The following is a 25,297-nucleotide window of genomic DNA, read 5'->3' on the forward strand; positions in this document are numbered from 1 at the left end:
ATAATGAGTCTGCACTAGTCATTTAACTGATTAGTAGAGAGACTCGTGGTCATCATGCCGCTTACGACGGGTAGCACCGTAAGCTAACGTTGCTTCCATGATAGTCATACCAACACCCAACATAACGATTGCTGAGCTTGAAGTAGAACGTTCATTAGTTTGCGGCAACGTACTGTTACCATCACTAGTGTTCGAAACATTGGTTGAACCAGCAACTGCTTCATGAATCGTTGAAGCACCGCTGTTACCTGCTTCGTTCGTTGGTACCAAACCAGCGTTAGTTTGACTTGAGGTATCGCTGTTAGTTGCAGTAACATCACCATTACCGCTCGTTACGGCCGTGCCAGCATTGCTACCATTTTCAGTAGCCGTACCGTCATTGCCACTCGGTGCAACCGTATTGTTATCAGTTGCGGTTGTGGTCGTTGTTGAAACGGCTGCTGCATGCGAAGCACTATCGCTTTGTGGAGCAGCTGTCGCAACGCTGTTAGCCAAATTAGTTGGCGCGGTTGTGGTCGTTGCAGCGGTATCGTTATTAGAAACTGCCTTCAGAGCATCTAATGCTGATCCTTGGCCGTTCTGGCTTGCCGTATCAGTTGCAGCCGCACCAGTAGCAGCAGCTTTAGCTTTAGCGGTAGCAGCATCATTATTAACTGAATTAATCGGTGCCGTTGAGGTCGTTGCAGCAGCATTGTCAGAAAGTGTCTTTAAAGCATCTAATGCTGATCCTTGACCGTCCTGGCTCGCCGTATCAGTTGCAGCTGTTCCAGCAGCATCAGCTTTAGCGGTAGGCGCATCATTGACTGCTGCAGGCTTTTGATCTTGGGCCTTGGCCGTTCCACTTTGAACCGTCTGTCCTTGATCAGGGATACCGGCGCCATAGGCTGCAATGGCATCCACTACAGCACGGGTTTCAGGAGTCGTATTAGCAGCTTGCGTTACAGTGTTAGTACCATCTTTACCATTGAGAACTGTCCCGATATATACACCACCTAACGTAATTGAGTAGCCAATAGTCTTACCAGTTTTATCTTGAACTTTTTTAAATACTGGTGTTGAACCATCCCGACCGTCTTTACCATCTTGGCCTTTATTGATAGTAGCTTTGCTTTCATCTGAGAAGGTAATTACCGTATTGCCATTGGCATCGGTCGTGACACTCTTAACGGTGACTGAGGTACCATCTTTGCCATCTTGACCTTTATCGATCTCAACAGTGTGGCCATCAGAGAATGTAACTAAGGTGTTGCCTGATACATCTTTTGAAGTACCAGTGATTGTTACCGAAGTACCGTCTTTACCATCTTTTGGTGCATCCACAGTACTAATGATCTTGTCATCAGTGCCATCGCCTTTTGGTCCCTTGATAAAGAATACATAGGACTTGCTGCCATCCGGATTGACGACTTCTTTGACTTGCGGTGTCTGACCATCTTTACCGTCAGCACCTTTGTCAATTGTAACGGTCTTACCATCGCTGAAGTGTACCACGGCATTGCCATTAGGATCAGTTGTGGTATTGGTAACTGTCACTGAAGTACCATCTTTACCATTGTGGACCGTGCCGATAAGCGCGCCATTCAAGATGATATTGTAACCAATAACGTTGCCCTTATCATCTTTGATCTCTTTAAAGTCAGGTGTTGCACCGTCTTTACCATCTTTACCGTTAACACCATTCTTTGGTGCATCAACGGTACCAACTGGGACTTCGGAACCATCCGGACCGGTGACGTAGAATTCGTATACCTTAGTCCCGTCTGGGTTGGTGATTTCCTTAACTTGCGGCGTTTGACCATCTTTTCCATTAGTACCGTTGGCCCCGTTAGCGCCCTTGTCGATCTTGACGGTCTTGCCATCTGAGAAGGTAATTATTGTATTGCCGTCCTTGTCAATCGTGGTGTTTGTGACAGTAATTGACTTGCCGTCGGTACCGTTCTTACCATCTTGGCCTTTGTCAATGGTTGCTGTGTGGCCATCGGAGAACGTAACGATGGTGTTACCAGCGCTATCTATCGAAGTACCTGTAACTGTTACTGATGTACCATCCTTGCCATTGGTTCCATCTTTACCGTTAGTACCGTCCTTTGGCGCATCGACTGTACCAACTGGGACTTCGGAACCATCCGGACCGGTGACATAGAATTCATATACCTTAGTCCCGTCTGGGTTGGTGACTTCCTTAACTTGCGGAGTCTGACCGTCTTTACCATTAGTTCCATTAGCGCCTTTGTCGATCTTGACTGTCTTACCATCTGAGAAGGTAACTTCCGTGTTACCGTCCTTATCAATCGTGGTGTTAGTAACAGTGATTGACTTGCCATCAGTACCATTGGTGCCATCTTTTCCATTAGTCCCATTGACACCGTCTTTTGGTGCATCAACTTTACCAACTGGGACTTCGGAACCATCTGGACCAGTGATGTAGAACTCGTAGGACTTTGTACCGTCAGGATTCGTAATTTCCTTCACTTTTGGTGTCTGGCCATCTTTGCCATTGGTACCATTAGTGCCCTTATCGATCTTGACTGTCTTACCATCAGAGAAGGTTACTACAGTGTTGCCGTCCTCATCAATCTTGCTACCTAAGATTGTGATTGATTTACCATCGGCACCATCTTTACCGTTAGTTCCATTGACACCATCCTTTGGCGCATCAACTGTACCAACCGGAACTTCCGAACCATCCGGACCGGTGACATAGAATTCATATACCTTAGTGCCGTCTGGGTTGGTGACTTCCTTAACTTGTGGTGTCTGACCGTCTTTACCATTGGTACCTTTGTCAATCTTGACTGTCTTACCATCAGAGAACGTTACAACCGTGTTACCATCCTTATCAAGTTGACTGTTCAAAACGGTAATTGACTTACCATCAGTACCATTGGTTCCATCTTTGCCATCTTGACCCTTGGCAATTACAGCTTGATGACCATCTGAGAAAGTCACTACTGTGTTGCCGGATTTATCTACCGAAGTGCCTGTGACTGTTACTGATGTTCCATCCTTGCCGTTAGTACCATCTTTTGGTGCAACGACTGTACCAACTGGGACTTCGGAACCATCTGGACCAGTAACGTAGAATTCGTATACCTTGGTACCATCTGGATTGGTAACTTCCTTGACTTGCGGAGTCTGGCCATCTTTGCCATTGGTTCCATTAGTACCGTTAATTCCATTAGTACCCTTGTCGATCGTGATTGTCTTGCCATCTGAGAAGGTAACCTCGGTGTTACCGTCCTGATTAATCTTGCTGCTTGCAACTGTAATCGACTTACCATTGGTCCCGTCTTTACCGTTAGTTCCGTTGACACCATCTTTTGGTGCATCAACTTTGCCAACTGGGACTTCGGAACCATCTGGACCAGTAACATAGAATTCATAGACCTTAGTGCCATCTGGATTGGTGACTTCCTTAACCTGTGGTGTCTGACCATCTTTACCATTAGTACCGTTGATTCCATTTGTACCCTTATCAATCGTAATTGTCTGGCCATCAGAGAAGGTCACTACAGTGTTACCTTTGTCATCTTTAGTAGTACTAGTTACGGTGATGGAAGCCCCATCTTTACCGTTGGTGCCATCTTTACCGTTAACGCCATCCTTTGGTGCATCAACTGTACCAACTGGGACTTCGGAACCATCCGGACCGGTGACATAGAATTCGTATGACTTAGTACCATCGGGGTTGGTGACTTCTTTGACTTGCGGAGTCTGACCGTCTTTCCCATTGGTGCCATTAATACCGTTAGTTCCATCTTTTCCGTTAGTTCCATTGACACCGTCTTTTGGTGCATCAACTGTACCAACTGGCACTTCCGCACCATCTGGGCCAGTAACATAGAATTCGTATGACTTCGTGCCATCTGGATTGGTAACTTCCTTAACTTGTGGGGTCTGACCATCTTTGCCATTAGTTCCATTAGCACCCTTGGCAATGACGGCTGTGTGCCCATCGGAGAATGTAACGACGGTATTCCCTTTTGCATCTGTTGAAGTACCAGTTACAGTTACTGAAGTACCATCTTTACCGTTAATGCCATCTTTGGGTGCATCGACTGTGCCAACTGGGACTTCGGAACCATCTGGACCGGTGACATAGAATTCGTATACTTTAGTACCATCTGGGTTGGTGACTTCCTTAACTTGTGGAGTCTGGCCATCTTTGCCATCAGTACCGTTAGCACCTTTATTGATTTTAATTGTTCGATTATCCGAGAAGGTAACAATTGTGTTGCCATCCTCATCGGTCGTAGTGTTAGCAACGGTAATGGACTTACCATCGGTTCCGTTGGTACCGTTAGTACCATCTTGGCCTTTATCAATCGTGGCAGTGTGCCCATCTGAGAAGGTCACTACCGTGTTACCTTTGTCATCTTTGGTAGTGCCAGTTACGGTGATGGATGCACCATCTTTACCATTAGTTCCATCTTTCCCGTTAACGCCATCCTTTGGTGCATCAACTGTACCAACCGGAACTTCTGAACCATCCGGACCGGTGACGTAGAATTCATATACCTTAGTACCATCTGGATTGGTGACTTCCTTAACCTGTGGTGTCTGGCCATCTTTGCCATTAGTACCGTTGATTCCATTAGTGCCTTTATCGATCTTAATAGTCTGATTATCTGAGAAGGTCACAATGGTGTTGCCATCCTTATCAGTCGTAGTGTTCGTGACGGTAATGGACTTCCCATCGGTTCCGTTAGTCCCGTCTTTACCATCTTGCCCCTTGTTAATTACGGCGTGGTGACCATCCGAGAAGTTAACTACAGTGTTGCCAGATGCATCTACCGAAGTGCCTGTGACGGTTACTGATGTACCATCTTTTCCATCAGTCCCATCTTTACCATTAGTTCCATCTTTTCCGTTAATGCCATCCTTCGGTGCATCAACTGTACCAACAGGCACTTCGGAACCATCTGGACCAGTGATGTAGAACTCGTAGGACTTCGAACCATCAGTGTTTGTAACTTCCTTGACTTTTGGCGCCTGGCCATCTTTTCCGTTGATTCCATCTTTACCATCGGCACCGTCTTTACCGTTAACGCCATCCTTTGGTGCATCAACTGTACCAACTGGGACTTCGGAACCATCTGGGCCGGTGACATAGAATTCATATACCTTAGTGCCATCTGGATTAGTGACTTCCTTAACTTGTGGCGTCTGACCATTAGTTCCATTAGTACCGTTGGTTCCGTTAGTACCTTTATCGATCTTAATGGTCTGATTATCTGAGAAGGTCACAATGGTGTTGCCATCCTTATCAGTCGTAGTATTCGTAACGGTAATGGACTTACCATCGGTTCCGTTAGTCCCGTCTTTGCCATCTTGCCCCTTGTTAATTACGGCGTGATGACCATCCGAGAAGTTAACTACGGTGTTACCTGATGCATCTATCGAAGTACCTGTGACGGTTACTGATGTACCATCTTTTCCGTTGGTACCATTGACACCATTTTTCACAGTGTAATCGATACCATTCAAAGTGAAGATGTAACCATCAACGTTACCGCTAGCGTCAGTAGCTGGTCTAACTGTTGGCGTTGCACCATCTTTACCGTCTTTTCCGTTGACACCATCCTTGGGTGCATCAACTGTGCCAACCGGAACTTCTGAACCATCTGGGCCAGTAACGTAGAATTCGTATGACTTCTTGCCATCCGTGTTCGTAATTTCCTTGACTTGTGGCGTCTGTGCATCTTTTCCGTTAGTACCGTCAGCACCCTTGGTGATGACTGCTGTGTGACCATCAGAGAATGTAACGACGGTGTTTCCCTTTGCGTCTGTTGAAGTACCAGTGACGGTTACTGAAGTACCATCTTTTCCGTTGGTACCATCCTTGGGTGCATCAACTGTGCCAAGAATCGTATCATCGGTACCATCGCCCTTTGGTCCTTTGAGGTAGAACTCATAGACCTTAGTGCCATCTGGATTGGTAACTTCCTTAACCGATGGTGTCTGGCCATCTTTTCCATTGGTACCATTAGTACCTTTATCGATCTTAATGGTCTGATTATCTGAGAAGGTCACAATCGTGTTACCATCTTCATCAACCTTGCTGCTTGCAACTGTAATTGATTTACCATCGGTACCATTCTTACCGTCTTGGCCTTTGTCAATAGTGGCAGTGTGACCATCGGAGAATTTAACGACGGTATTTCCCTCTGAATCTGTTGAAGTACTAGTTACTGTTACAGAAGTGCCATCTTTACCGTTGGTACCATTGACACCATCTTTTGGTGCAGCAACTTTACCAAGAGAAATTTCAGCACCATCTGGGCCGGTGATGTAGAATTCGTACGACTTTGAACCATCGGTATTGGTAACTTCCTTAACTTGTGGTGCCTGACCATCTTTTCCGTTAGTACCGTTAGTACCATTAGTCCCCTTATCGATCTCTACTGTCTTGCCATCCGAGAAGGTAACTACGGTGTTACCGTTAGGATCCTTAGATGTGTTGGTAACGGTGATAGAAGCACCATCTTTACCATTAGTTCCGTTAGTGCCATCTTTACCCTTCGAAATAGTAACTGACTTGTTATCGCTAAAGAGCACGACCGTGTTGCCCTGTTTATCAATGCTGGTACTCTTGACTGTAAGCGGAGCAGCGTCTTTGCCATTAGTTCCGTTAGTGCCGTTAATACCATTCTTAACTGTAAATGAACCCGCTGGCTGACCGTTAACTGTAATCTTGTAAGTCGTTGATGAGTTGTCAGTGTTTGGCGTCCCTTTATCAACTGAAACAACTGGCGCCTTGGTATACGTTATCGTCGTTTCTAGATTTGCTAAAGTACCGTCAACTTGCAGCGGAATGTTTTGTGCATCAACTTTGGCATCATCTGGAGTGTAGCCAGTAACCTTAGGTGCCGCAATAGAAGTAAAGATCTTGCTAGTGGTTGCATCAGCTTGCTTATCACCATTTTCATCTGATGATTTAACGTTGTAAGAAACAACCTTCTGTGCGTCACCAGTGCCAGTTACTTTTGTTTCAAAGGTGACTGATTGAACGATATCGGGGCCTATCTTGTTACCATCCTGATCCACAATGTGAATCGTCCGGGTAACCGTCTGGTCAGCTCCATCAGTTGGCTGTGCCTCTGTATTCTTTTTATAGAATATATACCTTGCAACATTATCAGTATCACTGTTAACGAAAACGTAGTCGTTGCTTTCAGTTAGAACCGTATTATTAGTCGAATCATCCCCAGCCTTATATCCAGAATCGCCGTCCACGGTATTGCTTGACACAGCAGTCGCGATCTTAAAGAAAGTGTAGCCAGGTTCGGAGTTCAACATATATTTTGGCACTGAAGAAAATGCCGTTGAATCATCAGTAACCCATGGTGAGTATACAAATTTACCATCAGCAGTCGCTGTAGCTGTCCGGTGAAAGTTCACACTCGGAAGGTTAGTATCCATATCCAGTAAATCGCTAGCTTTAGCACCATTCTTCATATAGTTTTCAATATCATCTAACGTTTGGGCAGCTGGATCAACGTTCACATAATAAACGCCTTGAGTAACTGTTTTAGTCAGATTTAAGCCCGCTGGATTATTGTCAGGGGTATACGTATTTAGCGTGTAAATAATGTCATAAGAACTATTGACAGCAAGCCCATTAGCATCAGTTGTTGACGCGGCTGGTGCCTCTGCGACATTTGGCGTTGCGTTAGCGACAGTAGCCGCTTGAACAGCATCAAATTGTGCGGGAAGACCATTATAATTAACCTGTTTGATTACCGTGCCGTCATCTCTAGTGTATGAGTTCACACCAGCGGCCTTTAAAACCATATCAGTCGTCTCTGTGAAAGTTGCAGAGTTTTCAACGGAAGGTGCAGCTGTTGTGCCATCAGTATACTTAAAGTTAACGGTGTGTGTAACTGCACCGTTACTTGCTGTATAGGCGTGTTTTAACTGAATCGTATACGTTTTTCCGGCTAGAGGATCTTTAATGGTTTCATAGCCGTTATCCAGCTCGCCATTTTCGATCACGTTACCTGCAGCGTCTTTTTCAATCAGTTTATCAGCATCGATCTGGTAATTTGAAATATCAAAATTAATTCCCGTGTTATTTGTACTATCCGCTGATCCATCAGGATTAAGGATCGTTCCTTCGTTATAGGTATAATCTTGCGATGAGTCATCGTTGACTTGAACCGATTGAACTAGCCGGTTATCTTCATCTTCATCCACATAGTTTACAACGTAACTTTTCTCCGTTGGTGTAGTGACTTTCTTAGGATCGATGACATGGTAAGTAACGTCAAATTCAGGTACCGAGTTAGCCAAAGTATAGTTGATCTTGGCGTTTACAATACCGTTATTTGAGGCGTTGATCACTGATTGAGTATCAGTAGGATCAACCTTATCAAGATAATCTGCTGTTTGAATTGGTGCGGTTGAGTCAGCTACTACTTGATTGTTGGCTGATGGCTTACCAATGGTCACCAGCTGAGATGGATCTGTTGGTAGCGTGTATTGCTTCTGTTCGCTATTAGTAATCAAGCCATCGTCATTGTAAGTGGTCCCGTTTTGCAAAGCTTGTAATTGTTTGGAAACATCGCCGTATAGAATGCCGTATTCTTGTGTAGCAGCACCGTCAGAAGTATCTTTATAGCTTACTTGCGTAGTCTGAGGACGGCTATAAAGTACGTCACCTTCTTGGTCAACGATCGATACATACATTGCGGACGATATCTTTGAATAATCTGTGTTCGTTGATGGTGCCCCGCCAAGAAGAACCACAACATGAGTTTGACTCGTCCCATTGGTAGTACTAGTGGAAGTTGAAGTCGAATCGGGACCATTCGTGGCATACGCAACCGTACTAACGGAGCCATCAGGGTTCTTATAAACAGAAGTAGATGATTGTCCGGTTGAACCTGAACCCGGAGTAGTAGTTGTTGTTCCGATATCGCCAGTAGGTAGGCTGCCAGTACTGGTGCTGTAACCATTATTATTTGTATTCGTGTTTGTATTCGTGTTGTTATTAACATTAACCACAATTGGATCATATGATGTGGCATCAACCATTGTCTTGGTAATCGGTTTTTGCGCGCTAGCAGCACTGTCAGTTGCTGTCGTATCCGTTGTTGCAGGCTTAGTGGTTGAAGGCGCCTTTGCAGTAGTTGACGTTGCACTTGCTGGCGTCTTTTCAGCAGTCGGCGTTGTAGTTACTGATGCTCTACTTGCTGGTGCAGCCTTTTCTGTTGAAGGAGTTTGTGTTGCAGCTGTCGGTGTCGTGGTTGAAGCACCCGTTGAACTACTTTGAGAGCTCCGCAAAGTGACTTGTTTGGGAGCGGTTACAGTTTGTTTTGTGGTACTTGTATTTGCATTGGTATCATCGGTGGGTGTCGTTGCAGTATCCGCCTTTGCCTGTTCAGAAGATACAAAAGTACCCAAACCAAATGTCAGGGTAGCTATTCCGGCAACTAACCAACGTGTGCCGGCTTTATATAGTTTAAATCTAACTTTTTCATCTTCGCAATCACGTGCTAATTTACGTCTGTTGAATTTATACTTTTCCATATGAAATCCCCCTCATAAAATTTACACTAATCCAAAAGTTACGCCCAAAAAATACCAAACTTCCTAAAAACTAGATCCGTGGATCATTCCAATATCCGGTTGGAATTCCCAGTCCACTTTTCAGACAGAATACTATCACCGTCTTAGTTATGAATTCAAGTTGCCTTTCGGGATAAATAATTACAAAAGGCGTATGAATATTCAGTAAAATGATAATCATTCTTTTTTACCATTTTCATTAACTTAACTGATATGGATCTATCAAGCTGATAAAAATAGCTGATTTTGGGGACAAAATCCCAATATTATCTCGTTTATATTTTAATTGCATACTACAATAGCTTTTAAAAAAGTTAAAAACGCAAAGTTTAAAAAAATGATTTCTTATGCACGTCATATTCGACCAGCCGACGATATCAAGTCCAGCCGGCTAAAATAATTCACCCTATAAACAATATTTTCAAACACTTTCATGATTTTGTTAAATAGCGAAAACTTTTTGCTTGCTTAATAACTCCATTTTTCCGATTTCATTCGGATCATCACGCAGAGGATCTAAATGGTTTAATGCGAAATATAATGGAGACTTTTTTTGAATAGTTCGTTTTTTTTGAAAACTTAAAATGAATTTTTTGAAAAAAATTGGTTGTTTTGTCCCTGGTAATTTCCTGAAAATTTACTTTTCTAAAGCGTACCCACGAAAAGTTAATTTATACTAAACACAGTCTCATCAAGTGTTCATAATTATTCAGGGCAAAAAAATTTAAATTTTTTTACCATGAATTTCGGTTTCTTCAACTTTAGCGGGCTTATACGTGCTGTGACTTTTAGGAATGCGATATCTATTGATTGAGAGCTTCCTCTAAGCAAAAAAATACACTGATGATTTTCGTGCTCATCAGTGCATTTAATTTATAATTTTTAATTCTCTAGCACGTACTTATCGATTCCCCGACCAACGCCATCATGGTCATTATCCGCGGTCAGATAACGGGCAACTCGCTTAACGTTCGGTAATCCGTTAGCCATGACGATTGGCATGCCAACTAATTTAAGCATTGGAATGTCATTAGGACCATCGCCAAACGCAGCTGTCTCAGTCAAATCTAATTGTTCATGTTTAGCGATGTAATTCACACCACGTGATTTTTTAGCCTCACTAGCCGTAATATCCAGATAAATGTCACTGGACTTTTGCATGGCAACTCCCGGCAAATCAGCGTCCTGCAGTATCTTGACAATACCGTCCATGACCTGTGACTTCAGCACGCAAAAAGTCATTTTATAAATTGGTTCTGGATCCTTCCAAAAGGTCTTACTATCAAGCACCGTTGGTTTTTGCGGCATATCTTCCTGGAAAAAGGCAATCCCATCATCCATACAGGTTACTTGCCAGCTGGTTAAACCAAAGAGACTGATTCCAGTGTCAGGAAAGCTTGCTTCAACCAGGTCAACCACTTGCTTAACTACCTGATCAGGAATCGGAACGTCTTCGATCACCCGCAGCTGGCCATCCTTAACCTGGTAAATCACCCCACCGTTAAAACCAATCTGCGGTGCCGTTAAGTCCAGCGTCTCAATGGCATCCATCATCTGTCTCGGTGACCGGGCAGAAACCAGCGTAAACGGGATATCCGCATGCTGAATTGCCGTTCGATTACCAGCCGAAACTTTACCGTGCTGATTCAGCAGCGTACCGTCCATATCGGAAAAAATGTGTTTGATCACTATTAATTTACCCCTTTAATTTCAGTTAAATCAGCCACTTACCGACTGAATGTACCCTAATATAGTGTCATTTTTTGGCAATACATGCAACCTTAGCCCGTGACTACTTCACCGAATCGGTACTGTTCTGCCGCCGTGGCCGATAAATTAATTCGTAAACTCCCAGCATAATCAGGAAAACAACCAGTGAAATGATCATGGAAATTCTGGTAGAACTGTTGATCAGCAGGAATATCAGCACGCCAATAAAGAAGATCAGGCTGAGCCAATCTGTGAACGGATAGCCCGGCATCCGGAAAGTCTGTGCCCCTTCAGGGTGAATATGGCGGTAACGAATGTGGCACCAGATCAAGATGACCCAGACCAGCACGAAGTTAATGGTTGAAACCCCAGAAATCATGACAAAGACGCTAGCTGGCATCAAGTAGTTCAGTACCACAATAACCAGCAATACCAGCGTTGAGAAGTTCAGTGAGTTGGTTGGTACCCCACTCTTATTAAGCTTGGCTAAACTTTTTGGTGCGTTGCCGCCCCAACTCAAGGCGTGCAGTGTCCGGCTGGTACTGAAGAGACAGCTATTGGTTGCTGACAAAGCAGCAGTTAGTACCACAAAGTTTAAAATACCGGCAGCACCGGCAATCCCAATACCGGAGAACACCTGAACAAACGGACTGGCAGTGGTGGTAATTTTGTTCCACGGATAGACACTCATAATCGCAATCATGGAACCAACGTAGAACAGCCCAATTCTGAGCGGCAAACTGTTGATAGCCTTAGGCAAATTAGCCACTGGATCATTGGTTTCACCAGCCGTTAAACCGACCATTTCAATCCCAACAAAGGCGAAAACAACCATTTGAAACGCCATTAAAAAGCCGTAACCGCCTGTGGGGAAAAAGCCGCCGTGACTAACGAGGTTACTAAATGAAGCCGTTTGGCCGTCTACCTTAGTGTGTAGGATAGCCAATGCAAAACCAACAACGACCAGAATAATAATAGCGGCTACCTTAATTAGTGAGAACCAGGATTCCATTTCACCGAAGGCTTTGACGTTGATTCGGTTGGTAAAATACAGAAAAACCAGAATGACAAACGGGGCAACCCACTGGGGAACTGACGGGAACCAGTACTTGATGTAAATACCAGTAGCGGTTAAATCCGCCATCGCCAGGCTGATCCAGCAAAACCAGTACAGCCAGCCGGTAACAAATTCCATCCGGTCACCTAAATACTGGCTGACAAAATCCAAGAAGGAATGTTTACTCGTATCTGACAGCAAAAGTTCACCAATGGCTCGCATCATGAAGAAGCAAAACAGACCGACAATCAGATACGCCAGAATGATTGACGGACCGGACGTATGAATCGCGCTACCAGAACCTAAAAACAGACCAGTCCCAATGGCACCGCCGATGGCAATCATCTGAATGTGCCTACTTTGCAACGAGCGCGATAAATTTTGATCTTTGTTTTTCATAGCAAATTTCCCTTCTGAACACGAAAACGACGCCCCTTAGCACTCAAAGTCTGAGTACCAAGGGGCGTCGTAACGCTGTTCCACCCAAGTTCGCAGTTCGTATTGAACTGCCTCTAATCGCTGATATTGGTTGCGCAACCAAGTGTGTTTCTGCCATTCAACGCTGCCGGCTTTCAGCCTTTCCCGGCTCTCTGTGAAACTTTGTTATGTTCTCATTGTACTTTAATTTTGTTAAAATACAAGTCCTATTTCATGGTCGCCCATTCAAATTGCGGAGTGGTGGGAAAACTTTTTATTTGTTAACAACGAACTTAGCCGATTTACCACTGCTCACTAACACAACATTGCCAGCAACAATATTAGCCATGGCATCACGCGCTTCGACAGTGGCGTTCCCAACGTGAGGCGTTAGGATAACGTTCTTCAATGACTTGAAGCCGTCGTCAACGTTTGGTTCCTTTTCATAAACGTCCAAAGCGGCACCCGCAATTTCACCGGACTTTAACGCGTCCAGCAAAGCTGCTTCATCGATGATTGGACCACGGCCGACGTTTACGATGCAAGCTGTCTTCTTCATTGCTTGGAAGGCAGCGGCATCGAATTTGTGCGTGGTTTCAGGTGTTTGAGGTGCGTTGATGGTGATAAAATCACTGGTCTTGATCAATTCATCTAATGGTTTGTAGGTCACTTTCATTGAGCGCTCTTCTGGATCCGACAAGCGGTTTGGCTTGTAGTACTGAACGTTCATACCCAGAGCGTTAGCCTTTCGAGCAACGTCGCTGCCGATATTTCCAAGGCCAAAGACGCCGAGTGTCTTACCGGCAATTTCGTGTCCTAAGAAGTACAGGGGTGCCCAGCCAGGGAAGCCCTCGTTACGCATCTTTTGATCACCTTCAACGATCCGGTGACTTAATGCTAACATCAAGCCGATGGTCACTTCAGCAACGGCATTCGTTGAAACCGCCGGTGTGTTAGTTACTGGAATGCCTTTTTCCTTGGCATAAGCAGTGTCAATGTTATTGAAGCCGGCCCCAAAGTTCGCAATCAATTTCAGTTTTGGTGCAGCATCAATGATTTCCCGATCAACCTTTGTTGATAGTGGTGTGATCAAGAAGTCGATATCACTAACATTTCTCAGTAACTCATCATGTGAGATCAAACCGTCGCCTTCATAAACACTGACATCCAAACCAGCTTTTTTCAGTTCTTGAGTTGCCACTTCTGGTAATTGAGCTGATAAATAGACTTTACTCATAATTGAGGCCTCCTGTATTTTTTGTTACCGCTTTCATTATCGCCCTAAATGACTTAAAGTGCAATCTTACGGTATTGAACGTTGAGCTCTGATTAGAGATTCTTAATTATTGGAACAAATCAGGAATTTAGTAAAAGTCCAAATCAAAAGGCTGCACTTTAAAATGCGTGCAGCCCTTTGATCAACCTTAGTTAACGACAGATTTACCTACTCAGCTATGTTCCGGGAGGCATATTTTTATCTAAATAGTCATTCAATTCACGAATGATATTTTCTCAGTTATCAAAAATCCGCTCAATTATAACAGTCGCCCGGTCTTCATCAATCCTGTAAAATATCGTATTCCGCCTATCGCGTAAGTAGCGGTAATTATCCAACTGGTGGTCAATCACACTAGCAGATGCTCCCAGTTTAGGATAGCTCCCCAAATGCTGTAACTGTGCAATGATTGTTGAAATTACCTTATTAGCTGCTTTCTATCCAAAAAGGCCTTTAAATAAGCTTGTAATGTACGTAAATCTGACGTTGCATCATTCGCAATAACAAGTTTGTATACCACTACTTCAACAATTCCGCGGCAACCTCGTCCAGAGGCTGAGTACCACTTCTTTCGGCCTGTTTTAAGATTTGGGCTAACTGTTTGCTTTTTTTGAACTTCTCAAAGGCTTCGTAATCAGCCAAATCAATGACCACATATTTGCCATAGCCGTTTTTAGTCAGAAAAACAGGGTTATCTGGTTCAACTGTATCTAAAACTTTTCCGTAATTCTTCAACTCTGAAACCGGCATGATATTCACCATAGTACTCAGTCCTTTCCAAGATTTAGTATATCATTATGGGATAAATCATTCGAATAGTTTATCCCATAATCTGTCAACTAAGGTCACATAGGTTAACTACGTGACTAATCTTAAAAAAGCTGGAAAATAATTCCAAGCCACTTCACCAATCTATGCTTCTTTAACCCGTTTAATGAAATCCTCAAAGATCGCGTACTCTGCTGCATTTTCTTTATACATCAACTCTGGATGCCACTGAACCGCTAAAATTAGATTGTTATCCTTGCTCTCTACGGCTTCTGCCACACCGTCACCAGCCTTAGCGGTCAGCTTTAACTGTGGTGATAACTTTCTAACTGCTTGATGGTGGTAACTATTGACCAGCACGTGCTGCTGTCCTTGAAAAATAGTCTGCAACATGGAACCTTCAGTAATATCGACATAGTGAGAACCTTGGTTATACGGTGCTTTTTGATGATGCTGGTAGGTCTGATGAGCAATCTGTTTGGCAATATCCTGATAAATATCGCCACCCAAGGCAATATTCACGACTTGCGCACCACGGCAGATACCCAACATCGGTTTTCCAGCAGCAACTGCTAATTTAATCAATTCAATTTCAGTAGCGTCCAACCGATCATCCGCCTCATCCATTTCTGGTAAAGGCTCTTCGCCAAAGAATCGCGGTGCCACGTCTGGGCCACCGGGCAGTAATAAACCGTCAAACAGCTTGCTATAATCAGCTGCTAAGTCAGGTTCACGGGTGGGAATCAGCACTGGCACACCGCCGGCTTTAGTAATCGCTGCAACTTCACCCTGGTTCACAGTATTTTTATACGAGTCACCCACCAGCTGTCGTGCAGCTGGAATGCCAATAATTGGTTTTTCCATGTCATAATTCCCACCTTAGATTAAATTTGAATGAGGAAAGTTTAAGGCCAACACAGAAACTTGTCAATAGTCAGTAATCATTTGAATGGGTACGTAAAAAAGCTCATATCGCTTAGGATATGAGCTTTATTGTTTTTAAGCCCTCAGCATTGCTTTCACAACCCCTGGAATATCATTACTTTGAGCAATCATGGAAATAACCGCTGAGCCTGCAGCTCCAGTTTGAATCACATCGCTAAGATCATCAACGGTGATCCCTCCAATGGCAACAATTGGTCGCTCCGTGAGACTGACCAGCTGCTTAAGACCATCCAGACCAATTACGGGATCCGCATCCGCTTTGGAACCCGTGGGGTGTATCGGACCACTGCCATAATAGTCGATCCCATCAATAGCATTAGCCGCTTTCACTTCTTCTGCGGTGGAACAGGACAGCCCAACGATCATCTGATCACCAACTTCGGCAACAACCTGCTGAATCTGTTCATCTGACTGTCCCACGTGAATGCCGTCAGCGTTAACTTGCTTAGCCAACTCAACGTTATCATCCACGATAAAGGGAATCCCGGCTTCAGCACAGCGGCCGCGCAGTTTCATTGCCATGGCAGCCCGGTCAATAGGACTGAGCGTTGAATCATTACCCTTATCACGAAATTGAAAAGCGGTAATACCTGCTTTAATCGCAGTGTTGACAATGGTTTCATACTGTCCCTCAGGCACGTCTTGGGAGCCGCAGACAAAGTATGCTTTTAGCATTTCTGGTTTAAATTTCATTTGCCTGGATTCTCCTCTCCGTAAGCCCAATGGTTTAGCGGACCATGGCCATGACCAACTTGAATTGTGTTACGAATAGCAGCCTCAACGAAGTCCTTTGCTGTCCGTATCGAAGATTCAATATCATTACCCTTAGCAATCTCCGCCGTCATTGCACTGGACAGTGTATCACCGGTACCATGCGTCCGGTTAGTGTCGACCCGGGGCGCGCTAAGCCAAAATTCTTTGCCATCTTCCAGCAGCACGTAATCGGTCACCTTGTCAGTATCGCCGTGACCACCCTTGATCATGACATTCTTGGCACCAGTTGCACGCAACGTTTTACCAGCCGCCTGCATATCCTCTGGTGTCTTAATGGTCATACCCGTTAACCGTTCGGCTTCTGGCAAATTGGGTGTTACCACGGTAGCTAGCGGCAGCAGATCACGTTTGACCACATCAATGGCATCGTCGGCCAGCAGTGCGGCACCGCCCTTAGCAATCATAACGGGGTCCACGATCAGCGGTCCCAAGTCATATTTCTTTAAGTTTTCAACGACAATTTCAACGTGCTCCGCGTCCGCTAACATCCCGGTTTTGCAAGCTTTAATGGCTAGATCGCCAGCAACAGAAGCAAATTGTTCGTCAATCAGTTTCTTGGACAATGCGGCGAAGTCCTGAACCCCGATGGTATTTTGCGCCGTTACAGCGACGATCACTGCCGCACTGAAAACGTGGCGTTCCTGCATGGTCTTTAAATCAGCCATCACACCAGCACCGCCGCCAGAATCAGTCCCAGCAATCGTTAACGTTTGCGGAAATGAATTAATTTCCTCAGCCATTTAAATGTCACACCTTTCAGTCAAATTGAGCAATTTTTTCAATATCAGCAACGGTTGCCAGATGCAGTTCATCCATCAAACGGGCTGCAAAAGTACCGGGTCGTTCTTCATTCAACTGCTCAGCAACGATTTGGCCAATTGACGCGAAGACCAGGCAAGCCGTTTGAGCAGCTTCGAAATAATCACCGTCACTGACCGCACAAAAGGCACCCACAATACTGCTGAGCATGTCGCCCGAACCAACGTGCAGCTGGAACAACGGCGTGCCGTTGAAGACGCGAGCAACGTGTTCACCATCGGTAATAACATCCGTTTCACCGCTCAGGATGACCACACAGTGATGCTTTTTAGCAGCTGCTTTAGCAACTTCCACCACGTCTTGATTACCAGAACCGGCATCGATTCCCTTAGCGTCCCAGGCAATGTCTGCAAGCGCCGCGATTTCGCCAGCGTTGCCACGGATCACATCAACTTGGAACTGTTTCATGAGGTCTAGTGCAACTTGCTTACGGTAACTGATGGCACCAACTGCGACCGGGTCGATGACTAATGGCTTATGTTGCGCATTAGCAGTTTTCCCCATGGCAAGAATATGGGCGACTTGCGGTTTGGAAAAAGCACCAAGGTTTAGAGCAACGGCATTACTGATACCGACCATTTCATCGGTTTCATTGATTTCTTCAGACATAATAGGTGAAGCTCCAATAGCGTTAATACCATTGGCAACATCTTGCACGGTCACAAAGTTGGAAATATTAAGGACAACGGGATTAGTCTCGCGAATCTGATTGAGTAAATCGATTTTCATTGAAAATATCCTCCTAAATATGAGTGCAAACAACAGTCAGCCGTAAAAAAGAGTCGAGCTAAACAAAACGTTAGCCCGACTCTTTGCCAGCAAAACTGGCCCGAATTGAACACGTTCCTTCGCAAGTATGAACTTACAGGTTCAAAGGGATAGTGCAACCACATCTCAGCCCCAGCAAGATACTGGGACACCCCTCGTGTTGTTTGAGTTAATTGTAAAAGATAAAGGGTGTGAAAGCAAGCGCTTAGAGACTGGAGCCTAACGGGGGAGTGACGTAAACCCCGGGCTTGGGTTTATGTTGCTCGCCTGTTAGGTGCAAGTCTCTGCTTGCTGTAACCCAACTAAATCAGGGTGTGAAAGCAAGCGCTTAGAGAGCGGAGTGTAAGGGGCGGGCGACAGAAATCCCGGGCTTGGATTTGTGTTGGCTGTCCCTTACATGCAGCTCTCTGCTTGCTGTAGCCCAACTACTCTATATAAAAGAAAAGAGCCCAACCCAACAGGTTAAGCTCTAAAATCCTATGTCTAAAACGACACCTTATCCGGATCCTTCGCCAGTCCAAACGCACCACGGAAGCCATCAATAGTCTTCATATCCGCTGCGTCAATCTCAAAGTCAAAGATATCCGTATTCGCCTTAATGTAATCAGCGTGCACGGACTTAGGCAGCGGTAAGAACCCGTGCTGCAAGTGCCAGCGCAAAACTAACTGCGGAACAGACTTGTTGTACTTGGCTGCAATACCTTTCAAATCTTCAATCTGGAAGATTTTACCAGTTCCAAATGGACTGTATGCCTCCGTCAAAATATCGTGATCGTTATTGTATGCCACAACACCTGGCTGCAGATCTGATGGGTTCAAGAAGATTTGGTTGACCATTGGTGCGATTTTAGCTGTTTTCAACAGTGCATCAATGTGCTTTGGCCGGAAGTTAGATACCCCGATGGCCTTCACCTGTCCTGCTTCGTAGGCCTCTTCCATAGCCTTCCAGGTTTCAGCGTTCTTTTCTTCCCAGTTATCACGGTAAGCCAATGGATTCGGCCAGTGAATCAAGAAAAGATCAACGTATTCCAGGCCTAACTTTGATAATGATTCACCAAGTGCTTGCTTCGTTTCTTCATAACCATGAGCAGAATTATCAAGTTTCGTGGTAACAAAAAGGTCCTCGCGTCTGACCCCTGAATCATGAATCGCACGGCCAACGCTGGCTTCATTGCCGTAGCCTTCAGCCGTATCAATGTGACGGTAACCGTCCTTAATAGCGGTCAATACTGATTGGTAGGCGACATCGCCATCTGGTGTCTGCCAAGTTCCGAAGCCGACTATTGGAATCTTGGTACCATTGCTAAGTGTATACGTGTCTGTTAGAGCCATAATGAAAATCTCCTTTATAAAAACGGTAAACTCAATTCTTAACAGCCTTGAGTTTACCGTTTTTTTAAAGTTAGACGCAAGCAATTAGGCTTACGCAAAATGGTTAATCTTTCTTCATCCACTTGCGGAATTTATTAATGATGTAACCTAACACGATTAGAATGGCTAGGCCTTCAATAATCCACATGATAATCTGTTTCCAATTGGTAGCTGGCTGAACAATTTTAGCCGCTTTGCCATCTTTGTCAGAAACCGTGAATAGTTTATCAAATTTCCAAGAACCATTATCACCTTTAACCGTCATATTAAGTCGGTATTGACCTGGCTTAAGGGCTTTATTATTCAGGGTTTGCAATTGATAGCCAAACCTTGAATTGGGCGCGAAGTTAAGCATTTTTTGATTCACTTTAGCGACCGTCTGATGCCCTTCGCCAATAACCTTGGCTTTAAGATGAACGTCACCAATAATAGTCGGCTGAGTATTCTGTAAATTAACCTGAATCCTCGGCAGCCCATTACTACCGACATACTTAGTGCCATGGTAAGCCAGGTCTGGTGTGACCTGCTTAGTCGACTCCACTAACCGGGCGGCAATAACGTAGTGTGCTAAATTACTGCTTCGATTGCTCTTTTGAGCTTGCTCAGCAGCACTCGCTGAATAAATAACAAACCCGCCGAGAACCGTTCCATCAAAGGGTTTCTTTGGCGTTGTAAGTTTAAACGAAACGGTCGCGCTACTTTTACCGGCCACCGAAACCTGCTTGCCCGTTTGATTGCCTAGCATATCAGAAAACGAGGTAGTTGCTGACGGATCCTTTTTCGTTTGCAGCGAGTAATCAATTACCCCGTTAGAATTCGTCGTTGCGTTATTAGGCCTCACCTTAAACAATTGGCGTTTACTGCTATTGTTAGTGACCCGGATGCGCAACGTCTGTTTGGATTTCGGTTTCACTTTTAAATCAAAGTAACTTGCCTGAGGATTATTGTTAGCTGGCAGAAGTGCTTTCACCTGAAAGTCATTGACCGCAGCCTTAGCTGGAATATGAGTCAAACTGAAAACGCCTGCAACAAACATCAATGTAATGAAAACTAATTTAAGTCCTTTTTTCATATTACTTAGTTGGTGTTGCCGCTACATCAGAAGTTGGTCCTGAAGTTAACGTCCAAGTTATAGTAGAACTGTAAGTTGCTGAAATCATTGGAAGAGTTGCATATAACGTTGGGTTAAAGGCAATATTCCACTGACCAATACCTTCGCCGATCCCATCAGAAGTGCCATTAGTCCCTTTGTGTTGCGAGGCACTTTCAGCAGAAGCAATATTAGTTGCAGTATTAGCACCGCTAATTATAGTGGGTGCGTCATTTCTAACAACTGGTGCTGCTCCAACTTTTGAGTTATCGCCAGCTAGCGTGGGTAGCAGCCCGATGTACGAACCAGTAAGCTTAAACATCGCATCCGTTTTGTCGGCACTAAAAGTATTCAGCTTGGCTGAAAGATTCCACCCTGAAGCGGAATCAGTTTCATCATCGACCGTTAAATTTTGACTAGCCGTGCCAGCAGCTTTACCATCATTAACAATGTGCGATTGAAAGGTAAAATTGGGTACCTGCTTTAAGCTAAGTGACCCGTGATGAGGATCTTGCGAAACACTTGCTGTGACCGTGGAATCTTTTGTATCGGCATGTCCTACAACGGGGGCCGCTAAAATACCCAAGAGGGCACCCGCACCCACGAGTACTGTACTAAACTTCGTTAAATTAGTCATACTATCAATATTCTCCTTTAAATTAAACTACATTTCCAATAGACACATGTTACCCAATGTAGACTCATTTATAAAAGTAGTCAATAAAATATTAATGATATTATTCTAATAAAGCCCTTATGTTAAGGGCTTTCATAGTTTAGTTGCCCCGTTAATTATAAAAATTAACGCTTACTAAAAACAAGTATCATGTAAATAATTGAGCAAATTGTACCACTACTCTGACAGGGGATTACGTTCTTATTGGTTATCTTTTGGACTTTTCGTACTGTTCTATAAGTGGCAAAAGATTGGGTTGCGTTTAAACACCTTTCAAACACTCTTAAGCTTAAGATTTAATTTTTAAATATAAACCAAAAAGGGCCACTTTCAAGTCAATCAGCTTGAAAGTGGCCTATACCTACCTATAAATTTTAAATTTAAATTACCGGCGTTGCACTCAGCCAGTCATATTGCAGTAATTGGTGGGTGCCCTTAGTCACTGGCAACCAGATTTTCGCCTTGGCAATATCTTTCATGCTTTGCCAGAAGGACTTGTCATGTTTTGCGGTTGCACTCGGTTTAATTTGAATCATTTCATTATTTTCGGTTTTGGCGGTCATTTTGGATTCATTGACGTCCACTAATTGAACGGCGATGGTTTCTATCTCTGAGTTATCAAGTAACACTTCTATCATCCTTTCAAGAATAACATCCCTGATATTACAACTATAAGAATAACAACCAAATATCTCGAAATTGTTGGGAAAAGGTTAAGAAGCAACTTTCATTCGCTTTCACTAAATAATTTACCAAATGAATCGTTTTTTTACTAAATTTTTTGAGCTAGAAAGCGTATAATACTAATTGATAAAGCGTTTACACAAGGAGGATTTATTTATGCAAATTACAGCTGATATTTTTGGTCAACACGACGGCGAAGACATTTACCGTTACACAATTACCAACGCAGCAGGTAACTTCATCCAGGTCAGCGCACTTGGTGCCACTTGGACAAACTACAACGTTAACAATCACCCGCTAATCGGGCATTTCGACAAACTTTCTGACTATGAGGCAACCGCATCATGCCTCGGCAAGTCAATTGGTCGGGTAGCCGGCCGCATCACTAAGGCTAAAGCAACCATCGATGGTAAGGAATACCACTTCGATGCCAACGAAAATGACAACACCTTACACGGTGGCCCTCACGGCTTTGCTAACCTCGTTTGGCACGCTGAACAATCCGTTCGCGAACACGATGCCAGTGTGACCTTCTCACGTAACATTGCCAGCTCAGAGGATAACTTCCCTGGCGATCTAGACGCCCGCATCACCTACACCTTTACTGATGATAATGATGTAACGATTAACTTCAGTGCTGCTTCAACTGCCACTACCCTGTTCAACCCAACCTGCCATATTTACTGGAACTTAACAGAGGGTCAAAAGAACTTGGATAATCAACTGCTGCAGATCAACAGTACCCGTCGTTTGGACTTAGCTTCAGATAAAGTGCCAACTGGTAAATTCACTGATCTCGCCGGTACCGGCTACGACTTCTCAAAGAGCCGCGACGTTCCTAGCGCACTGGCTGACATCAAGTCACAGTACAACAAGGACGAAATCGACGACATTTACGTTGTCAAAGGCAGTGCTACTGAACCAATCGCCGTTTTGAGCGATAAAGCCAGCAAGCGTCACGTGGCGATCTACTCCGAACGCAACGGGTTAGTTGTTTACACTGCTAACCTCTTTGATAGCAGTAAACCATACAACGCTGTTGCTACCGAAGCTCAGACGTTGCCAGACGCCATCAACCATGACGGCTTCGGTGACATCACGCTGCACCCAGGCGACCTGAAGTCTTACTCAATTAAATACCACTATTACGAAGAATAATCTTATTTTTCGGTAACGAAAGGAGCGGTTCAGCTTGTGCTGGACCGCTCTTTTACGCTACAATACGGAAGACGTGAGACTTCTAAACATTATATAGAATAGGATAAAAGCATTGAATAAAAACCAACCGCAACATCGATATCACAATTCAAATAATCACCGGCCCCGACCGCATCAGGAAACTGGTGTGCAGGTTAAGCTTGGCCAGCGCTTCCCGCTGACCATCAAGCGTTTAGGCATTAATGGCGAAGGAATCGGCTACTTTAAACGCAAGCTGGTCTTCGTAAAGGGCGCTTTGCCAAACGAAGTGATTGTGGCCGAAGTGACGGGTATCAAGCCATCATTTCTTACCGCTAAGATTCACCGGCTGAAGACGCCTAGTCCAGACCGTGTCAAACCACGTGACGAGTACGCCAGCGAAGTCGGCGGTTTTGAGCTGGAGCACCTAGCTTATCCTGCCCAACTAGCCTTCAAACGCGACGTGATTTTACAATCACTGGAAAAGTTCCAGCCTAAGGGCTACCGCAACTTTCAGCTGAAGCCCACAATTGGTATGGACAATCCGTACGAATACCGTAACAAGGCGCAATTTCAGGTTCGCCGGGACGCTGACGGTCACGTGATTGCCGGCCTTTACCGCGAGCGCAGCCATGATCTGGTCGACCTTAAAACCTGTTCAGTTCAAATGCCCGCTACCATGCGGGTCATGCGCGGCGTTGTCGACTTAATGGAAGAACTGAATGTTAGTACCTATGACGAAAAAAGCGGTAACGGTCTCGTTCGGACGGTGGTTGTCCGAGTCGCCGAAGGAACTGGCGAAGTCCAAGTGGTCTTCGTCACCACCAAGGCGCCTTTCCCGCAAGAAGCCGACATGGTGGATCAGCTGCTGACCAAATTCCCAGAAGTCGTTTCCATCATGCAAAACATCAATAACGATAAAACATCGCTTATTTGGGGCGAGAAAACTAAACTGTTAGCCGGCAAGCCGCAGATTTGCGAAGTCCTCAACGGCCTGCAGTTTAACCTGTCCGCGCGCGCTTTCTTACAGTTGAACCCTTACCAGACCGTCCGCCTCTACGATGAAGCACTGAAAGCTCTGGCGCTGTCTGACAACGAAACGGTCATTGACGCTTACTCCGGTGTGGGGACTATCGGATTATCCATTGCCCACGCCGCAAAAGAAGTTCGCGGAATGGACGTGATTGCCGACGCCGTGGACGATGCCAATGAAAACGCACGGATCAACGGTATTGATAACGTTCACTACGAAACCGGAACGGCTGAATCAATTATTCCCGAGTGGCTGAATGAAGGCTTTAAACCGGATGCTTTAATCGTCGACCCACCGCGTACTGGGCTGGACGACGGTTTAATCAACGCCATTTTAAGTGCTAAACCGAAAAAGTTTGTGTATATTTCCTGCAATCCGTCTACTCTGGCACGTGATTTAGTGAAATTAACCAAGCAGTACCACGTCGACTATATTCAGTCCGTGGACATGATGCCGCAAACTGCCCGTTGTGAAGCCGTTGTGAAATTTACCCGGGCTTAGTGGTAGCCAAAAATAACATTTAGGCTTATTATAATGAATAACTAGTTTGACCAATTTTGACTTTTAAAAAGATTCAGTGTAGAAAAGAGGGTTTAAATGCAAAATCCATTTGGAAACGGCGATAATGGCGACAACAACGAGGGGCCAAACGGCATTCCAGTACCGCCTAACTACGCCACCGTTGTAAAAGAGGATAATGGCGATATTCGAATCGGTAAAGTTGGATTCTCGTATACGACCTTTTTCTTCGTCTTTCTCGTTCCCATTTTCCGAGGGGACTGGTATAACTTTCTGTGCATGACCGGCGTGAACCTCGGAATTGTCTTAGGATTTTATTCCATTCACTTTACTTCGGTACAAACATTCAGTACTGTCTACAGCGTTCTTCAGTTCGCGCTGAGCTTTCTTTGGGGCTACCTGTACAATCTGATGTACTTCCGTCACTTGTTTAACCGGGGCTTCAAACCAGCGACTCAGCGTTCAAGGGACTTGCTGATTAAGAGCGGCTACTTAAAAACTAAAAAAGACTAATCATAAGCGTGAAGCAAATTTAACTTTTGCTCCACGCTTATTTTTTACTCTCCTAACACTTGCTACATCATCTTACCAGAAAATTAATTTATTCTTTATCGTTTATCGATAAAGTTTCTGCTATACTGGTG

Annotated in this window: 16 protein-coding genes, 1 pseudogene and 1 riboswitch; of the genes and pseudogenes, 3 read left to right on the forward strand and 14 right to left on the reverse strand. The window is 44.6% G+C overall.

Annotation, left to right across the window (positions count from 1 at the left end; genetic code table 11):
• Window positions 1–30 precede the first annotated feature (30 nt).
• The 14 genes and pseudogenes from JUE95_RS07610 to JUE95_RS07675 form a co-directional block, all read right to left on the reverse strand.
• Window positions 31–9,531 carry a mucin-binding protein gene (locus JUE95_RS07610; RefSeq protein WP_203650415.1) on the reverse strand — a complete coding sequence of 3,167 codons (9,501 nt, stop codon included), beginning with the start codon at window positions 9,529–9,531 and terminating at the stop codon, window positions 31–33.
• A gap of 921 nt (window positions 9,532–10,452) precedes the next feature.
• A complete protein-coding gene (locus tag JUE95_RS07615) occupies window positions 10,453–11,259 on the reverse strand; it encodes an HAD family hydrolase (protein WP_203650417.1) in 807 nt (268 codons plus the stop codon).
• Between the two features lie 103 nt (window positions 11,260–11,362).
• A complete protein-coding gene (locus JUE95_RS07620; RefSeq protein ID WP_203650419.1) occupies window positions 11,363–12,736 on the reverse strand; it encodes an amino acid permease in 1,374 nt (457 codons plus the stop codon).
• 292 nt (window positions 12,737–13,028) lie between these two features.
• Window positions 13,029–13,991 carry a 2-hydroxyacid dehydrogenase family protein gene (locus JUE95_RS07625; RefSeq protein WP_203650420.1) on the reverse strand — a complete coding sequence of 321 codons (963 nt, stop codon included), beginning with the start codon at window positions 13,989–13,991 and terminating at the stop codon, window positions 13,029–13,031.
• Window positions 13,992–14,266: 275 nt separating this feature from the next.
• A pseudogene (locus JUE95_RS12925) lies at window positions 14,267–14,452 on the reverse strand (hypothetical protein); the annotation flags it as partial.
• A gap of 97 nt (window positions 14,453–14,549) precedes the next feature.
• Window positions 14,550–14,792, reverse strand: a complete 243-nt coding sequence (locus tag JUE95_RS07635) for a type II toxin-antitoxin system prevent-host-death family antitoxin (RefSeq protein WP_203650421.1) — start codon at window positions 14,790–14,792, stop codon at window positions 14,550–14,552.
• 150 nt (window positions 14,793–14,942) lie between these two features.
• Window positions 14,943–15,662: a gamma-glutamyl-gamma-aminobutyrate hydrolase family protein gene (locus JUE95_RS07640; RefSeq protein WP_203650422.1), complete on the reverse strand. Its 720-nt coding sequence runs from the start codon at window positions 15,660–15,662 to the stop codon at window positions 14,943–14,945.
• A gap of 135 nt (window positions 15,663–15,797) precedes the next feature.
• The gene (gene thiE, locus JUE95_RS07645) at window positions 15,798–16,436 is read right to left on the reverse strand and encodes a thiamine phosphate synthase (RefSeq protein WP_203650423.1); all 639 of its coding nucleotides are present in this window, start codon (window positions 16,434–16,436) and stop codon (window positions 15,798–15,800) included.
• A complete protein-coding gene (gene thiD, locus JUE95_RS07650) occupies window positions 16,433–17,257 on the reverse strand; it encodes a bifunctional hydroxymethylpyrimidine kinase/phosphomethylpyrimidine kinase (protein WP_203650424.1) in 825 nt (274 codons plus the stop codon). The genes thiE and thiD overlap by 4 nt, the downstream gene beginning before the upstream one ends.
• A gap of 16 nt (window positions 17,258–17,273) precedes the next feature.
• Window positions 17,274–18,065, reverse strand: a complete 792-nt coding sequence (thiM, locus tag JUE95_RS07655; protein WP_203650425.1) for a hydroxyethylthiazole kinase — start codon at window positions 18,063–18,065, stop codon at window positions 17,274–17,276.
• Between the two features lie 97 nt (window positions 18,066–18,162).
• A riboswitch (TPP riboswitch) is annotated at window positions 18,163–18,270 on the reverse strand.
• A 317-nt stretch (window positions 18,271–18,587) separates the two neighbouring features.
• Window positions 18,588–19,436, reverse strand: a complete 849-nt coding sequence (locus JUE95_RS07660) for an aldo/keto reductase (RefSeq protein WP_203650426.1) — start codon at window positions 19,434–19,436, stop codon at window positions 18,588–18,590.
• A 103-nt stretch (window positions 19,437–19,539) separates the two neighbouring features.
• Window positions 19,540–20,487, reverse strand: coding sequence for a WxLIP family cell surface protein (locus JUE95_RS07665; protein WP_203650427.1), 948 nt, complete (start codon window positions 20,485–20,487; stop codon window positions 19,540–19,542).
• 61 nt (window positions 20,488–20,548) lie between these two features.
• Entirely contained in the window at window positions 20,549–21,202 is a 654-nt protein-coding gene (locus JUE95_RS07670) for a WxL domain-containing protein (RefSeq protein WP_203650429.1), read from the reverse strand.
• A 419-nt stretch (window positions 21,203–21,621) separates the two neighbouring features.
• Window positions 21,622–21,870, reverse strand: a complete 249-nt coding sequence (locus JUE95_RS07675) for a hypothetical protein (protein ID WP_203650431.1) — start codon at window positions 21,868–21,870, stop codon at window positions 21,622–21,624.
• Window positions 21,871–22,081: 211 nt separating this feature from the next.
• Between JUE95_RS07675 and JUE95_RS07680 the strand changes: the two genes are divergently transcribed.
• The 3 genes from JUE95_RS07680 to JUE95_RS07690 all read left to right on the forward strand — a co-directional run bounded on the left by JUE95_RS07680 (window position 22,082) and on the right by JUE95_RS07690 (window position 25,166).
• Window positions 22,082–23,083 (forward strand): aldose epimerase family protein, encoded by a 1,002-nt coding sequence (locus tag JUE95_RS07680; protein WP_203650433.1) that lies wholly within the window; start codon window positions 22,082–22,084, stop codon window positions 23,081–23,083.
• Window positions 23,084–23,195: 112 nt separating this feature from the next.
• Window positions 23,196–24,635: a 23S rRNA (uracil(1939)-C(5))-methyltransferase RlmD gene (gene rlmD, locus JUE95_RS07685; protein ID WP_203650435.1), complete on the forward strand. Its 1,440-nt coding sequence runs from the start codon at window positions 23,196–23,198 to the stop codon at window positions 24,633–24,635.
• Between the two features lie 96 nt (window positions 24,636–24,731).
• Window positions 24,732–25,166, forward strand: a complete 435-nt coding sequence (locus JUE95_RS07690; protein ID WP_203650437.1) for a hypothetical protein — start codon at window positions 24,732–24,734, stop codon at window positions 25,164–25,166.
• Window positions 25,167–25,297 lie beyond the last annotated feature (131 nt).

Origin of the sequence: Secundilactobacillus yichangensis (genome assembly GCF_016861565.1) — a bacterium.
GTDB lineage: Bacteria > Bacillota > Bacilli > Lactobacillales > Lactobacillaceae > Secundilactobacillus > Secundilactobacillus yichangensis.